Source organism: Flammeovirga sp. OC4, from assembly GCF_000812565.1.
Classification (GTDB): Bacteria; Bacteroidota; Bacteroidia; order Cytophagales; family Flammeovirgaceae; genus Flammeovirga.
The window spans coordinates 72339-89393 of the sequence record NZ_JTAM01000030.1 but is presented as its reverse complement, the minus strand read 5'-3'; the positions used below and the strand labels follow the sequence as shown (position 1 = coordinate 89393).

The 17055-nt window shown below is 35.0% G+C and carries 12 protein-coding genes and 2 CRISPR repeat arrays (1 of these 14 cut by a window edge); of the genes, 1 reads left to right on the top strand and 11 read right to left on the bottom strand.

What is annotated here, in order from left to right; all coding sequences use genetic code 11:
* Nucleotides 1-69: direct repeats of the CRISPR family, unit length 30 nt; unit sequence ATTTCAATTCAATATAGTTCAGTGCAAAAC (it extends 878 nt beyond the left edge of the window).
* A gap of 206 nt (nucleotides 70-275) precedes the next feature.
* The 11 genes from cas2 to PL77_RS17160 form a co-directional block, all read right to left on the bottom strand.
* A complete protein-coding gene (gene cas2 / locus PL77_RS17210) occupies nucleotides 276-536 on the bottom strand; it encodes a CRISPR-associated endonuclease Cas2 (protein WP_044207976.1) in 261 nt (86 codons plus the stop codon).
* A 30-nt stretch (nucleotides 537-566) separates the two neighbouring features.
* Nucleotides 567-1571, bottom strand: a complete 1005-nt coding sequence (gene cas1b / locus PL77_RS17205; RefSeq protein ID WP_044207973.1) for a type I-B CRISPR-associated endonuclease Cas1b — start codon at nucleotides 1569-1571, stop codon at nucleotides 567-569.
* A gap of 7 nt (nucleotides 1572-1578) precedes the next feature.
* Nucleotides 1579-2082, bottom strand: coding sequence for a CRISPR-associated protein Cas4 (locus PL77_RS17200; RefSeq protein ID WP_044207970.1), 504 nt, complete (start codon nucleotides 2080-2082; stop codon nucleotides 1579-1581).
* A gap of 58 nt (nucleotides 2083-2140) precedes the next feature.
* A complete protein-coding gene (locus PL77_RS17195) occupies nucleotides 2141-3184 on the bottom strand; it encodes a hypothetical protein (RefSeq protein ID WP_044207967.1) in 1044 nt (347 codons plus the stop codon).
* Between the two features lie 32 nt (nucleotides 3185-3216).
* Entirely contained in the window at nucleotides 3217-4518 is a 1302-nt protein-coding gene (locus tag PL77_RS17190; protein ID WP_044207964.1) for a hypothetical protein, read from the bottom strand.
* The gene (locus PL77_RS17185; RefSeq protein WP_044207961.1) at nucleotides 4496-6622 is read right to left on the bottom strand and encodes a CRISPR-associated helicase/endonuclease Cas3; all 2127 of its coding nucleotides are present in this window, start codon (nucleotides 6620-6622) and stop codon (nucleotides 4496-4498) included. Before PL77_RS17185 ends, PL77_RS17190 begins: the two co-directional genes overlap by 23 nt.
* Nucleotides 6606-7130 carry a hypothetical protein gene (locus PL77_RS17180; protein WP_044207958.1) on the bottom strand — a complete coding sequence of 175 codons (525 nt, stop codon included), beginning with the start codon at nucleotides 7128-7130 and terminating at the stop codon, nucleotides 6606-6608. Before PL77_RS17180 ends, PL77_RS17185 begins: the two co-directional genes overlap by 17 nt.
* Nucleotides 7131-7132: 2 nt before the next feature.
* Nucleotides 7133-7786, bottom strand: a complete 654-nt coding sequence (gene cas6 / locus PL77_RS17175) for a CRISPR-associated endoribonuclease Cas6 (protein WP_044207955.1) — start codon at nucleotides 7784-7786, stop codon at nucleotides 7133-7135.
* Nucleotides 7787-7851: 65 nt separating this feature from the next.
* On the bottom strand, nucleotides 7852-8769 hold the full coding sequence (locus PL77_RS31795) for a WYL domain-containing protein (protein ID WP_156152408.1): 918 nt from the start codon (nucleotides 8767-8769) through the stop codon (nucleotides 7852-7854).
* Between the two features lie 18 nt (nucleotides 8770-8787).
* Nucleotides 8788-9595: direct repeats of the CRISPR family, unit length 29 nt; unit sequence ATTTCAATTCAATATAGTTCAGAGTAAAC.
* 371 nt (nucleotides 9596-9966) lie between these two features.
* Nucleotides 9967-11382 (bottom strand): arylsulfatase, encoded by a 1416-nt coding sequence (locus tag PL77_RS17165; protein ID WP_044207949.1) that lies wholly within the window; start codon nucleotides 11380-11382, stop codon nucleotides 9967-9969.
* Between the two features lie 415 nt (nucleotides 11383-11797).
* Nucleotides 11798-13441: a sulfatase-like hydrolase/transferase gene (locus PL77_RS17160; RefSeq protein ID WP_082026605.1), complete on the bottom strand. Its 1644-nt coding sequence runs from the start codon at nucleotides 13439-13441 to the stop codon at nucleotides 11798-11800.
* Nucleotides 13442-13802: 361 nt separating this feature from the next.
* Here PL77_RS17160 and PL77_RS17155 point away from each other — a divergent pair, with 361 nt between their 5' ends.
* On the top strand, nucleotides 13803-17045 hold the full coding sequence (locus PL77_RS17155; protein WP_044207945.1) for a SusC/RagA family TonB-linked outer membrane protein: 3243 nt from the start codon (nucleotides 13803-13805) through the stop codon (nucleotides 17043-17045).
* The last annotated feature ends 10 nt before the right edge of the window (nucleotides 17046-17055 follow it).

Below are 17055 nucleotides of genomic sequence, written 5' to 3'. Positions count from 1 at the left end.
AAACGTGAAGTTTAATTACGTCTTTTTTGGTCTGATAAAATTTCAATTCAATATAGTTCAGTGCAAAACCCCCGTATAGAAAGTCTAAAAACTGCTGTAAATATAGCTAAAAAGGCATAAATACTTGATAAATTTTATATCTAAAGTCGTCGATCTTTATTAATATGATTTACCCCTATTTACGACGACTGATGTAAATGTCTAATTATTAGGTGTTTATATATATTCAATATTGATTTTTCAAATTATACTTAAGAATTTAAGCTCCTCGACGACTAAAGGAAGTTATCTATGGATGATTTTTCTTGTCCTATGATTTCCTTGTTTAGCCATTTTTTACTTTTGTTATTGAAGATAATTAATGAGTCACCTTCTTGCATAATCTCATTTGCATCTGCCTTTAGGTTTTCTAATTGACTGTTTGTAAGCTCACCTTCAAATACTGAGTTTTGAATCCAATTGAGGTATTTTCGACACAATTTGAGCATTTTTCCTACTCGCTTTGTATTGATATCATAGACTAAAATTATATACATATTATTTCTAGTTTAATAATGTTTTTCTACTTACCACCATGCTTTAAAACCTTGATACTTTTCGATACTCATCAGATGTTTAGATAGTTTGTAACATTCCAGTTTTATAAGATGCTTATAGCTTACATGCCGTCCAAGTTTTCTATGTTTGATAGTATCTGTGAGTTTATCATCCCATGCTTTCATCACTATTTTCCGACCAGATTCTTTGAGTAGGCAAGCATTGACTTCACTTCTAAAATGTTTTACCTGAATATGTTTCTTGTTAACCAATGAGAATATTAGTCGATCAACAAGAATAGGTTTGAATATTTCTGCTACGTCTAACGCAAGGGAATACCTTCTTACACCTGGCTCATGTAAGAAACTGATTGTTGGATCTAGCTGTGTGTGATAAAGCATATCTAAACAAGCGGTGTAACAGATCATATTACAGAAACTAATCAAAGCGTTGATTGGATCTGTTGGAGGTTGTCTTTCTCTTCCATTGAAAGGAAATGTAGGGATGATTTTATTGAAAGCTGAATAATATACTTGTCTGATATTGCCTTCAATTCCCATTAGTTCATCTACTCTGGTAGTTTGCTTAATTTGGTTTATCAGTTCCTCAATAATAAGAATCTCTTCAGCGGTATTTTTACTTCTGTTCTGATAGTATTTCAAATTTTTAAGCATGTTGAATGCTCCTGCATTGATAAAATCTTGAGCTAGAGTGATTCTCTTTTTAGGATCACTATAGTGGAGACTTTGCTGTACATGTAACTGCCCTGCATGAAGGTATTCTTTGGGGTAAAAGGAACCGGTGTAATGTTCGTAATAATCAAAAAAATGAACTCCTATTCCGTTTTTACCGAGGAAATTATAAAGTGCAGAGTTGGAATCAAGGCTTCCAAATACATACAAATTAGCTACTTGCTCAATGGGTAAATATCTTGCTTGTCCTTCGTTTTCATTTTCATCTACAGGTACAAACTTCAAGGTATTGTCTTTTCGGCTAAGTCTACCGGGATTAAATAAGTAAAATGATTTTTTCATAATATTGCTATTCTCCGCTCCAGCAAAAGTCAAAATAGGAACACTTTTTACATTTACTTATTGGTAGCTTGTTAGGACATGCTTCTTGGATTACTATATCTGCTTGGGTAATCCAACTTTCAACAAGACCTTGATCTTCTTCTGGATCCCAATCCACTGTTTCTGTGATTCTCAGTTTAGGATATTCGATAATTGCGGTAGGTTCTGGTATTCCGATCTTATGTAATAGGTATAAGTAATATTTTACTTGAGCATTGTGAGCGAATGATTTTTTATTCGATTTTTTGACTTCATGCATTGTATTTGATTTCGGGTCAAAAAAGTCAATTTTTGCTATTCCTAAATCTAATTCCTGCCATTTCAGTGCTCTTTGCGGGTAGGTCGTTTCTCCAATCAATTTACCTTCAGCAACAAGTTCAGAGGTACTTTCCATTCTTAAATGATGCGCGTGCAACCAAAGCTTTCTGTGACATAGGTGAAGGTAAGAAACGATAGTTGGTGTTATGGTCATGGTATTGGCATGAAGAAAAGAGGTCTCCTAATTTTTTAACTAAAAGACCTCTTTAGGGTTAAAGAGTGACTTTCTCTTGTGCTGGATTGTGCTTAGATAAAAGCTCAATTATTTTTGATCTCGCATCATTGATAGCTGTTGGAGAAGCATTAAAACTGTTTGAATAAGCACCTGCAGATTCTGTAATAAATGCATCATCACTTAAAACCAATTGTGCGTGCTCATCTTGATCAAGCTCGGCTCTGATTGCTCCTGATACTTCATGTACATTTGTGGAAGTAGCAACCGCCAATATTTCCATCATAGAGAAGTTACGAGATTGATTGGATGTAATTCTCCAGTTCAAAATACCATCTACAATATGAGGGATAAGCATTTCACGCTTCTCGGCAGATAGAGTGAATAAATTACCAACTTGATCCCATCCATTTTCTATTAATTTATCTCTTATTTCATCAGTGATCTCTGTTTCTAATATATCATACTTAACGGTAAATAATCTATTAAGATCAATGGCCATATCAAATACAAAGATTCCAGTTGATTGTTGCAAATCTGGTAAGAATTGAGTGTGAAAGTTCTTTTGTGCCCCTTCTAAGCTATCCAATACCTCATCAATGATAGCATCATTTATGTCAATTTCTTCTTTAGTTTTAGAGTCAATGAATCTAACAATATTATTATCTCTACCTCTTCTATCAAATGATCCTTTTGTCTTATCAATATTAGCCAATTTAGGATGAATAGGCCTCATTGCAGAGATAGATAGTGGAGAACGTCGCTTAACATTTGACTTACCAGTTATATTCATATAACCTCCTAGTAATTGATCTACGAAAGTAGGATCACATGCTGTAAGTACACCACCTTGACCATCTTTTGATTTCTTTTCCTTGTCAATCTTCACTTCAAATGTAGTTGGTGCTAATTGGAAATTTCCCGAATTAGCGATCTCTTCGATAATACAACGTTTCACTTGTTGACCTGAAGAATAAGGAAGCGGTTTGTTGAATGTTGGGTCCCAATATTTCTTCTGACCATCAACTACTTGGAATACTGTGTTGTCAACTTTCTTTGCGATACGGATATATAAAGTGTTCATATTTATTTTTGTTTGTGTTATAATTCTAAAGATTACTTTTTTGTTGTTTTTACTATTTTACCGAAGTGTTCTTTTGATGTAAACTCAAGCTTTAGTAATAAGATAAACATTTTAAAATCTGGCTCCTGTAATGGTACAATGATCTTAGTTATATCAGAAATTAATGGTTGATATGAATTATCAAGGTCAGGAATAATTTCCACGATATGCTCAAGAAAATTATTTATAGTATTACTACCAAATAAATCCTTTTTGACCTTATTTTTACGACTAGTATTATTCTTTTCCTTGTTGGTATAGTTGATTAACATAGTAGCAATTTCATCTACTAATTTCTGTACTTGATCCAGTTTTGACCCTAACATGACTAATAGGTATGTTTTAATTTGATAGAAATTTTTTTCGTTGTATTTGTATGCTTTTTGTTCATTAAGCATCTTCTCCAATTTAGGAGGTTGTAGAGTCTTCATTGATACTCTCATTGTATCTACAATTCTCATAGAATCAAGACCAAACATTGCTGAGAACTCCTTTGATTTTAGGCGTATTCCTGATATATGCTCATACATATCAGCTAATGAATCACAATACTCTAGATTGATTATCACACTTCCCATTGTTTCTTTTTTCTGACCAATAGAGCCCATAAATGGAGTGAGTTTATTATCAAAGTGTTGTGATAAATTGAAGTAAAGTTCAGACCAATTCAATGTATCGACTGCTACTATTCCTTTTTTATCAACCTTAAAGAATCCTTCATTAGTTAACGACTGGAAGTCATAATCTTCATCATAATCTTCTGAAAGTCTATAATTCAGCCATTGACCATTCCATGATGCTAATTTATTAGGAAGTAAGTTTGTTGACTTATCATTCAGTAGTTTTCTATACACTTTCCATCCTTCAAATAATATATTTAGTATCTCCAGTTCTTGGAAGTAGAAATTCTGACCACCTGCCAAACCTACTTCTAGAGCATTACCAATAAAAGCAAGCATGGCATCCTCTTTACCGAAATCAACACCTATGTTTGATTCTCCAAATGAAGTTGCAGCAGATATATCTTTATCATTTTTTACCCATGAGGCTGGAAATCCCGGCGCAATTGATTGATCTAATCTACCGGAATTATTAACTTTATTGTAGAAGTTAATTATATGTTCATCAATACTTGGTGTTACGTCTTTGAAATTAACAAATGGTGAATTACCAACCCATATTAAATGATTGTTTTTGCCTGAATCAAATAAGATTCTAGCACATTCACCAAAGAAGTCTTCTATATTTTTATCTTGAGATTCAAATAGAACCCTACCTGTTTCTGTTGTTACCATCGTTAATAAGTTTAGTATTTAAACCTAAGTGAGAGTAAGCTTCATCACGTACTACAAATGGTCTAGAACCAGTTTCTAGTTGATCACAATTTCTCACATGATATGTAGATGCAGGAATCTCCATTAGCATCTTTTTCTCGTAGTTTGCACTGTGATATGCTTCTACATCCTTCGCTAGAATTACTTTTACACTATCAATCTCTAGTAAATCAAGGAAAGTAGAATTGGTATTACTAATCAATTTCTTGATGTTTACCTTTCCTTCTTCTTTGAATATACAGTGTGTATCAATGTCCATTAGATCTACTTCTGGGTATACATAATCAATTTTCTCTTGCATGGATGTCTGCTTCAGAATATCCTTATCAGGAAGCATTTCATAAGTTCGTTCAAGAATTCCCAAATCATATGGAAATGCTTCTTCTTGATCTTCTGGAGGAGCAATTACATATACAGGTTTGTAGTACCTCGTTTTAGGATCAAGTGATTCCTTTACTCTCTTTCTATGTATTCTACCAAGTCTTTGGATAAGTGCATCAAGTGGAGCAACCTCAGTGATCATAAGATCAAAGCTAATATCAAGTGATACCTCAACAATCTGAGTAGACACAACAATACATGCTTCTGTCATTTTGTTGTAGTGATCAATCAATGCTTTCTCCTTGTCATTTCTTTCTCCTTTCTTGTATTTACTATGAACAAGCATGGTATCTACATCAGGGTAAAGAGCTGACAATTCATTATATATCAATTGAGCATTAGCTACACGATTACAGATGACCAGAATCTTCTCTCTGTTCTTTACTGCCTTTCTGACTACTGGTAGTGTATCTAAGAATTCATCTACTTTATGTATGGTGTGACGATCATAAGTATCTAATGTTTTAGCATCAAACTTCACTTCATAAGTATCCTCTCCTAATCTCTCAAGAATAGCATTGTAGAGTTCTGTTGGGATAGTTGCTGTACCTACATGAATTCTACATCCTAATTTTCTTAGTACCTCGATTAACTTTAGTACAATCGCTTGAGAAGGTTGATTATAGGTATGAACTTCATCCATGATAATATCACATCCTTTTAAGTCCAATAATAATGCTTCATATCCCTTTAAACCAAAGATAATTCCTGCTAACTGATGTGGAGTAAGGATAGTGATATTTGCACCAATCTTTCCTTGCAGTTCCACCTCAAAATCTTTTCCTCTTTTCACTACTTTAGAAGCTGAGTGTTGTACTCTAATATCAAGATCAGGGTTATCTTCTTCCAAATCAGCACCAATACGATGAAGCATTGCATTGATTGAAGCTTGGAATGGCAAAGTATAGAATACTCTTCCAGTTGTTCTTCTCATCATGAAGTTAGTTTTACCAGCTCCAGTAGGAGCAACAGCTAAGGTATGCTTCTTATTTGATGGAGGAACTAGTGATATTGGATATAATGGATGGGTAGATTTGTAGAAATCTAGGTTAGGTGCTTTGAACATCTTCTCGAGTGATAACTCAGTATTTTCTACTAATGCTGAAGCGAGATGATCTGCTCCCATAAGTATTCCTTTCCATTCAGAAATACCTTTAGGAATCTTTTTACAGTATCTTACTACATATTTGAAAGCATCTCTTGCTTCCTCTTCTGATATAGTCCTATATTTTATACCAAACTCCTTCCAAATAACTTCAGTACCTGCAGACCATTTATCCCATTCTCCTAAATGCCAATTAATAAACTGACTATCTTCTTTAAGCATATCTAAGATACCTCTAGCAGATTTATCATTCTTAATTGACTTATGATGTGATACCACTAACTCAATAAGTATATCCCATTCCTCTTCAGGGAATAATGGAAGGAAAAATAACGATCCCAGTTCATGCCGATATGCTTTTTCTGGTCGAATACCTTTTAAAGATGCCTGGAACCAAGGGTGGGCTTTTCCCATATCATGTAAGACAGCACCTTTTTTACAAATTTCTACATCAACATCGAGGTACTGAGCAAATTTGATAATGGAATGATACACATCTTCAGTATGTTCAAAAAGGCTTAGCTGATGCCCTTTATAGTCTTCCGATTTGGCTTTTAGCTTGTTAAGTTGTTCTTTCAAAATATTCCAAGTTACCTGTCATTTTATCACCTGTATACCTGTTATACCCTACTACAATAGTGTCTCCTTTTACCAATTCGAAACCTTCGTATTGAAGGTCGAACTCTTCTTCAGTTATCTCTTCTATGTGAATGGGGAAGATGATATCCTCATTGCGTGCGAGAAATAAATGAGAATTAAATGCCACTTCTGCTTCTTCTTTTGTTTCGAATAACAGTGAAAGTTCAGGGTTTAGCATAGTGTACCTAGTGACTATACCTGTCTCTTTTTGATTCATTTTATTCTTCACAAAGAAACCTCTTCCTTGGACTGTCTCTTGCTGAGGAGTGAGAATATCAAACTTGATTCGATGTCTTTTGATCGCTCCGTTTGCTTCACCGAATAGCATAATTTCCATTCCCATGATCATAGATGGTGTGAGAAATTGCTGTGAGGCAATCTTATCATTTCTTACAGCATCCCAAGGTTTGATGAAACCAAAGTCTCCTTTATATTTTACTGCAAACATAATTATTTACTTATAGCTCCAAGACCAATACCTGTTGAATTTCCAATACCTACATTCCATGCAAAAGCTATGGTTTCAGGTGTACCTTTGATGTATACAGGGCATATACTGCATTTATTTCTTATATCTCTGTACTTGACCTCAGTAGTACTACTTTTTTTGTAGTGAGGGTCAAACATAATCTGTACCTCATCATCATATCCTGCAGCTTTTAGCTTTTTATTCATGAGGTCAGTCATGTATTCATCTGCTTTTTTATCACCTGCAAAAAAGAATTTATTATCTCTTTTGACTAGTACTGGTGAATCCACAAAAAAGTGTTCGATTTTTTTATCGAAAACGGGATCTGCCTCAATACTTACTTGTTCTACGGTAATGCCTGAAAACATGGTATTGTCTTTCTTTATACCGAGAATTATCTTTTTTATAAACTCTTTATCAATAGAAGAGATAAAGAATTTCAAGCCTGATTTCTTTGCTGTACCAAAATCACCATTGAACTTAATTCCATCAATATTTGAAATTGAGTAAGTGGAATATTTTCCATCATGTGATTGGTAACTGCCAAGCCATTTGTGAAGTGTTCCTTTTAATTTAGGTTTGTAGTACCGAGGTATTTTTTCGGTATTGTTGGAACATGATACATGTAGTCTCATTAATTTGTCGTTTTGATTAATGTTACTACAAGTATAATCATCAACTGTCCAATATTAATGGATAGTTAAAATAAATATTTATTTTTTTCAGTAGTAAGGTGTTCTACTAAAGTTGGAGGTTGGATATTCTTGATGTTTCCAGGCATACTTAAAATAAACTTACTTACGCCAATAAATTTTGCAACATTACCATTGAAAATATAGGGGTAATCGTTATCATCTGTAGATGAAATAGAATTATTGGATTCAGGGAATGATTCTTTTAGAAGATTGCCAGCCATCATTGTTAATTCAAAACTTACTTGATGTTCATTACCTAATTCACAAGAAAAGCCAAAACTGTCAAAATACTTTGGTTGATATAATTTTTTATTTTCAATAAGTTCATTTTTAACAACTACTGCTTTTGCACGAATGATCTTAAAGTCTTTAAATTTCCCAGCATCAAGGTCATAAGCATGTAATCTTTTATTATTTTCATAGACTTCGATTGGTTCGAGGTAGTAGTCCTTAGTTGTATTACTACTTGGTGACTCATAATCTAATAGCATTATTCTCAATCCAGAATTAATTGCGTGCAAAAGTTTAAATTCTTTATCGATAATAGAATTAATATTCGACCAATTGACATTTTGAAGGGATTTAAACTTCTTTCTAATGCTTAAAAAAATACTTTGAGAATTTTCATTGTAGCTATTACTTATTGTCGAAAGTATTATTTCTTGTTCTTCTTTTGAAAAAATATTGGTGGCATCTATACTATATTCAGGCTTGAGCTTATACTCGTAAGTTCTGGTTCCTTTAATTAAAGATTTAGAAAAACAATCAGGACTAATAAGTTCTTCAATGGTGGCAAAATCATTATAAATTTGAGATTTTTTGATACCGTATTTGCTGGTTATGTCCTTTATTGTATAACTATATTTCGACAATTCTTGTATCATATTTAGAATTCGAATTATATATCTAGTGTCTCTATTCATTTTAAAATTATTTTGAAAAATTTAATTCAATATAGTTCAGAGTAAAACCTTCTTTTCTGTTCTTGGTGCTGCAGGTCTTGTGTAATTTCAATTCAATATAGTTCATAGTAAAACTATAAGGCGTTGTGTGGATAGTCTCATCAACCAGTAATTTCAATTCAATATAGTTCAGAGTAAACAATGTATTATTGCTTACACACCGTTATTTAGGTTATTTCAATTCAATATAGTTCATAGTAAACAGGAATGAATTTCAAGCCAGACAATCATATCTCGCATTTCAATTCAATATAGTTCAGAGTAAACCTCTCTCGCTTTAGTTTTCTTACTTCACTCATCTTAATTTCAATTCAATATAGTTCAGAGTAAACCCCTATCTTGTCATACCAAACTATTTTTTCAAGTAGTATTTCAATTCAATATAGTTCAGAGTAAACCTGGGTCATCTAAATCATTTACCAATAATCCTGTATATTTCAATTCAATATAGTTCAGAGTAAACTTCCTTCCTTTTCTATCACATTGAATAGGCATATAATTTCAATTCAATATAGTTCAGAGTAAACAGCCCAGATTCGTTTTTCTGAAGACATTGAAAGCAAATTTCAATTCAATATAGTTCAGAGTAAACTCAGCAGAATAATATACAAGATGTTATAGTAGATAAATTTCAATTCAATATAGTTCAGAGTAAACAGCCCAGATTCGTTTTTCTGAAGACATTGAAAGCAAATTTCAATTCAATATAGTTCAGAGTAAACTCAGCAGAATAATATACAAGATGTTATAGTAGATAAATTTCAATTCAATATAGTTCAGAGTAAACCCCATTGACTTCTGCCCGCTATTTAGCCAAAAATAGTCAAAATACCCTGATAATTCAATATTAAATAAAAATAGAAGTCGTCGACCTTTATTAGTATGATTTAGGTCTATCTACGACGACTTTATTAAGAGTCTGTTAATTAGTGCTTTATCATATCGTTGAATTATGATGATCAATTAGTTTTGTTATTTATGTTATCATCGACGACAAATATTTAAAATAAGCCTCCAACGTAAAACTATGTAAATTTTTATAACCTATTAATTCTTTCTATAACACTCCATCTTAACCTAATTTTTTTGAAAAACAGACCTGCTTTTCTAGCATTAAAAAAGCAGGTCTGTATCAATAAAGAATAGTCTTGGTTGTTATTATTCAACCTGATTAGCCAACATCCCCCTCAATTCCTCCGCCTTCTCTTCATACTCCCCAATCACATTTTTCTTCTCCGCAAAATCTTTCGCAGTATGGTAGAGCTGTGCATGATCGTCTTTATTTTTGGAATTAGGGTTTTTAGCCTCAATATATTTCCATTCAGCCATTCGGATAGCCTTTCTTCCTCTAGCATCTTGGTGAATTAAAGGAGGTCTTTCATAAGCACTTTTCTTATTATTGATCACATCCATAAAACTTGAGCTATCGATTGCGTCAGATAATGTTTTATTTTTGCCTTTACTGATGTAATCAGATAAAAAAGCGTAAACATCTACGGTACTGACAATCGCGTCTGAAGAAGTGTTTTTCTTGATTTTATTGGGATGATTGATAATCATAGGTACTCGGAAGCCACCGTCCCAAATCGTGTGTTTGTCGCCTCTGTAGTCGCCATTGATTTTTAGCCCCTTGTTCATGGCAAAATTTTCAGGCATCACCTGTTTTTTCTTTGGGATATCACCTCCGTTATCACTTGTAAAGAGAATGATAGTATTTTCCCTTAAACCTTTCTCTTCTAAATATTGAATCAATAGTCCTAAACAACGGTCGATATCTTGGATGAAGTCACCATATGCACCTGCTTCGCTTTTTCCTCTCATTTCTGGGCTAGGTGTAATAGGATGATGCACCGCTACAGAAGAAAAATACAAGAAAAAGGGTTGGTCCTTTTCTACGGTTTCTAACCAATCAATGGATTTTTGAGTGAGGTCATTCATTACTTGTTCCGTTACTCTTTGAGGAGCGTCGTAACCGGCATATTGCTTTCCGTAAAATGATCTTCCATAAGGAGAAATTTTATCAGATCTTAGCCCGTAAATTTTATCATTTTCAATGTAAATTTTATGGACATCATCAAGATTATTGGGGACAGTGAAGCTGTAATCAAATCCGTGTACATTGGGACCCATTTCTATTTCCCCCAGAAGGTTCTTGAATTTTTCTTTTTTATACCCTAAGTGCCACTTTCCTACTACCGCTGTAGTATACCCAAGTGATTTTAAATAGTCAGGTAATGTCTTTTTATCTGCATCAATCAACGATGGATCTGAAGGGCCGACCACTCCTTTTTTCATTCTAGTTCGCCACGAGTATTCCCCAGTGAGAAGTCCGTATCTTGTAGGAGAACAGACAGAGCCTGTGGTAAATGCATTGGTGAAATGTATACCCTCTTTAGCCAATTGATTGATGTTGGGCGTTTGTATTAAAGACTTTGGTGCTCCGTAGACATTGGTAGAACCATAGCCGAAATCATCTGCAAAGAAGAGGATCACGTTCGGTTTTTGATCTTGAGCGATGCTTGAAGCCGAGTAGCTTATAGCTAAGCTGATGATAAGTATTAGTTTATTCCACATAGAATTATTGATTAGTAAATTGTAAACTAAGTGCTCGATAACTTTCAATCTATATTTCTACTATATTTTATAGGATCTACTTTCAAACTTCCTTCTTCTTTATTTTGTCTTGAAACAAAAACGAAGCAAAAAACTCAAGGCTTAGAAGTCAAAAGCTAAATTCCATTCCTTTTGCCTAAATGATTTTGAACTCGCTGTGCTCAAACAGTAAAATCATTATTAACGGCTCACTTCATGAAATTCTTGACGCTTTTCCCTTCAAGGCCGAGGGGAGAAGTAGCAAATGAATTGGGTAGAAAGTCCACTGGCGCGAATGTTAAGCGATAGCGTCATTCGTGTCCTACAGATCAGCAGAAATCTCCTGATTTCTAAACATCATAAATATTCGAAAACTTAGCTTACAACTTAATTATTTTTACAATTTCACTTCAGGGAGAATATTTCTCTCTTTTATAATTTCCGTTCTTTTCGAATTATTTTTAGTGAGCCACTCCACCAAATACCCTTTCAATTCCTCCACTTTATTTTTATACTTCATCGCTTCAGGGTTTTCACCGATAAGGTTGTTCATTTCGTGAGGATCTTCCTTTAGATTAAATAAGACATCAAAACCAGGTTTGCCTTTTGCGTAAGTGGTAATTAATTTCCACCCATCATCACTGACTACCATATAATTAGGCTGCTTAGGTCCATGGTAATCCCATTCTTGCACCACATATTTTCTGGAGGCATTACCTTCCACCAAAGGTTTTAGTGAAGTACTATTTCTTTGATCCCCTTCCACTTCAAGGTAATCCAGTATGGTGGCATAGAGGTCAAGTGTAGAAACTGGACTTTCAATTTGAGTAGGTTGAATTTTTCCAGGGTACCAAAAAATTAGAGGTACACGTGCAGATTCTTCATAAAAGACGTTCTTTTCTCTCATTCCATGTGCACCTAACATTTCACCATGATCACTTGTAAAAATCACTAACGTATTTTTGTCCATGCCGTATTTTTTAAGATCTCTCATGATTTTCTCTAGATAATAATCAATCTCAGAGACTAGGCCGAAGTAGTTGGACGCCATATATTTTACCATTTCAGGATCACTGTATTCCGGCATTGATTTTCTGTTATTGGCATTTTTGTATGGGACATTATTCATTTCATCATGAATACTAGCCGGTGTTGGCATATCCGCAGGGTTGTACATACTGTACCAAGGTTCAGTAGGGAGCATTGGTGCATGCACATAGAAGTACGCCAACGTAAGACTAAATGGCTTCTCTTGTTTTGATGCTCTTTTAAGAGCTGCTTGTAGTGTAGACGTTTGGTAACTGCTTATACTGAGATCTTTGGGAAGATGAAGAAGACCATGACCATCAGGTTGTGTGAGTTTTAGTTTCCTTTGTTCATTACTAAAATGAGACCTTCTGTAATCCTCTCCTTTTTTATAGCGCATATCAATGGGGTCGGGCGTATAAAAGTTTTTGAAGTATTTATCCACCAAATCATAATCTGTAGTTTTTTGTCCTTTTGAGTTTTTGTAGTCTTTCATCATTTCTTGATAGACCCTTTTATTTTTAGTCATATAGACATTGCCTTTGTTCTTAGTATAAGAAAATTCCGAATACCCCTCTGAAAGGTGTATTGGGGAATGATACTTTCCTAAGTATTCGCTATAATATCCATTCTGAACTAATATCTGATCAAAAGAGGGTACCTCACAATAGGCCCCTTCATTAGGATTGTTATAGGCGTATTCATTTTTACGAACACCATGATTTTCTACTGTTTGTCCCGTTAGAATGCTGGTTCTTGCCGGTGCACATACAGCACAAGGCGTATAGGCGTTGGTAAAATAAGCCCCTTCATTGGCAAGCTTATCAAGAGTAGGTGTTTTTAAGAAGGGAAATACCTTGGCTTTACCAATGGCATCAAACCGTTGTTGGTCAGTAATGATGAACAAAAGATTCGTTTTCTTGTTTTTTCTGTCACCATCCCCACCAAAACTTACATATGGTTTGATTAATGTAATTAGAAGTAATATTTTTAATAACTGATTTGTCATATTCATTTCCTCATAGTTTGTGATCAATAATCGCTTAGTACTTGTGTCACAAACCTACGGGCATGGCCTAAAAATTAATTAACACTCTCTTAATAGGGCTTAATTCAAAGGGAAATGAAAAAGACTTTTTATTTTTTTGAACATTTCAATTTTTCAGAATCTGATTCATTAAGATCTTTTTTTATTAACAAAACGTTTATTTGACGCTCAAAAACGGCAATTAAGCCACAATTAATGCATTAATCAGAAAAAATTAATGACTGCCTCCTAAACTTGAATATCAGAAAATGATAATAATTTTTTTCTCGGAAATCTTATTAGGCAGCAGACTGATGAAATGAATATTAACGAACTAGCGTAGAGAAGAATGAAACGAAAGTTACTTTATTTACTACTTATTGCAATATGTTCTTCCACTATTGTAATGGCTCAGGGAGAACAAAGAAAAATATCCGGAAAGGTATTGTCTATAGATGATGATATAACACTTCCTGGTGTAAACGTTCGGGTAAAAGGAACCACTTTTGGTACTATCACGGATATGGACGGAAGATACTCCATCAATGTTGATGAAGGAGATGTATTGGTATTCTCTTATATCGGTATGATTTCCAAAGAAGTGATCGTTGCCAATCAGGTAACGCTTGATGTTGCACTCGAAACAGAAGTAGAGCACTTAAAAGAAGTGGTGGTGACAGCATTAGGCATCAGCCGTGAAAAGGAGAGTTTGAGCTATGCTACTCAAGGCGTAGAGGGAGAGTCACTCACTGAAGTAAAGCAAGCGGATTTTATTACGGGCTTAGCGGGTAGAGTGGCAGGTGTACAGATCACTGGAGCGGATTCGCCTACAGGTACAAGCAGAGTGGTGATTCGTGGTGCAACTTCTTTGACCAAAGATAACCAACCTTTATACGTAGTGGACGGTGTGCCAATTGACAGTGAAGGCGGTGATACAGGGGTGTCACTTTCGGGTGAATCCGAAAACTTGGATTACGGTGGAGGCATCAGTTTTATTAATCCTGAAGACATCGCAGACGTGCAGGTTTTAAAGGGAGCGAATGCCGCTGCACTTTATGGTTCAAGAGCCGCTAATGGTGTGATCATGATCACAACAAAAAAGAGTTCTGCAAAAGGAAACCGATGGGGTGTTTCATACGGTTTGAATTATCAGATCAGAGAAATTACGCAATTCCCCGACTTTCAAAATGTATATGGAGCAGGAAGTAATACAAGAGTAGGATCTTCTCAAAACCACTTTAACCCCGTGACGGGCTTACCTGATTTATATAACTTCAGAAGATCTTGGGGTGCACCGATGGTCGGACAAGAGGTGTTGAGTTATAATGGAGAAGTGGGAACGTATGATGCTCAGCCCAACAATATCAAAGACTTTTTCACAAGAGGTAGAAACATCACCAACAGTTTGGTATTACAAAAGAAAGGAGAGAAGGGATCGCTTTATATCTCCTATACCAATATGGATGCGACTGATATTTTGGAAGGCTCTAACCTACAAGTTAGAAATACTTTCAACGTGAGAACCACTCGTCAATTTAAGAAATTCTTGGAGGCAGATGTAAAGGTAACCTACATGTCTGAGCAAACGACTAACCGTATGCAAAAGAACGGTAGTGATAAGAACCCTTACAACTCTTTTATTTATATGCACAGAAATGTGAAGTTGGAAGAGCTTTCGCCATGGAAAAATGAGGATGGAACAGAAGTGGGGCAAGTGGAAGATTTCTTCAACCCGTACTGGTCACTCAATGAAAATAAAAACGAGGACACGCAGGAACGTTTTATTCCAATGATGACCTTAAAATCAAAAATTAGCAAAGACCTTGATGTGAGAGTGAGAGTGGGTGGAGATATCAGAATGAGAAATGGTTATTCATTTAGCAATATGGGTTCGGCTTTAGATCCTGATGGAAGGTATTCAATGTTCAATAGAAATACCCAAGTATGGAACTACGAAGGGTTTATCAATTATAAAAAGACAGCAGGAAAGTTTGATATATTCGCTACGGCAGGAGCAAGTAGATTTGATAAAAGCATCAATTTTGATGAAACAGTAATCAATAGTTTAATCGTTCCAGAAGTAGCGAGTGCATCCAATGCCGCCACACTTCCAGTTGTAACGCAAGGTGTAGACAACAAGCGTATTAACTCTGTTTTTGCAACGGCCTCAGTAGGGTATAATAACATTCTTTATTTAGACCTTTCGGCAAGAAATGACTGGAGTTCAGCCTTGCCAGCCAAAAACAATTCTTACTTCTATCCTAGCGTGGGTACTTCCTTTGTATTCACTAACCTACCGGGCATGTCAGATGATGTATTGTCATTTGGTAAGATTAGAGGATCAATTGCTCAAGTGGGTAACGATACAGGATTCAATGAGTTGAATAATACCTTCAGTTATGGTGGAAATTATAATGGTTATGCTTGGGTCTCGAATCAATCGATGTTGAGAAATCCGGACTTAAAACCTGAAACGACCAATTCATGGGAAGTAGGAGCAGAATTAAAATTCTTCCAGAATAGAATCAGCTTGGATGCCACTTATTATGATAATAGAACTTACGATCAGATCATTCGAATTGACTTGCCAAGTGGGGCAGGTTATCAAACAAAAATGATTAATGCAGGAGAAATTCAAAACCGAGGTATAGAACTTACATTAGGAGTAACGCCAGTTCAAACCAACAATTTCCAATGGAATATGCTAATGAACTGGTCGAAAAATAATTCGATGGTCAACTCATTGTTCAGTGATCCGCTGACAGGTGCCGAACTCGATCGAATAGAATACCGAGGTTATTCTACAGTAGCAATTAGTGCTGAAGTAGGCCAACCGTTTGGAGTGATTAGAGGTGAAAAATGGTTGACGGATGATGAAGGTAGAAAATTGGTGAGCTCAGATGGTATTCCAATTGCCAATCCAAATCAGGTATTAGGTAACGCACAACCCGATTGGTTAGCCTCTGTCAACAACTCTTTCAGCATTAAGAATTTTGATATTAGCTTCTTGATTGATATAAAAATGGGAGGTGACCTTTATAGTGTATCAAGATCGAAAGCAGAAACATGGGGAAATACTGCCAATACAGTGGAAGGTAGAGATGACTACTGGTTTAGTAGTATTGTGTTGGGAGAAAATGCCAGTGAAAGAAATGGAGATGGATTATATGACAACGAATACGGTGATAGTGAGAGAAACAAAGGTATTTTGTTAGATGCTTATGAGGCAGTTCAAAACCCTGAAACGGGAGAATGGGAAGTAGTAGGTAAGAATACAACCTATATTTCGCCTCAAAACTTCTTCCAAACGGGAACTTCTAATGCTAAAGAATTTAATACTTATGATGCAACTTATGTCAAATTAAGACAGGTAGCCATTGGCTATAACATTCCTAGAAAGTTGATCAGGAAAATAGGTCTTCAAACTGCAAAGATCTCTGTAGTAGGTAGAAACTTATGGATTATCTATCAAAATACACCGCATGGTTTAGATCCTGAAGCTACTTCTTATTCAGGCAACGGGCAGGGTATTGAAAATGGTTCATTGCCGCCTACATCATCATTAGGTTTTGATTTTAGAGTATCATTTTAATTAGAAGAGC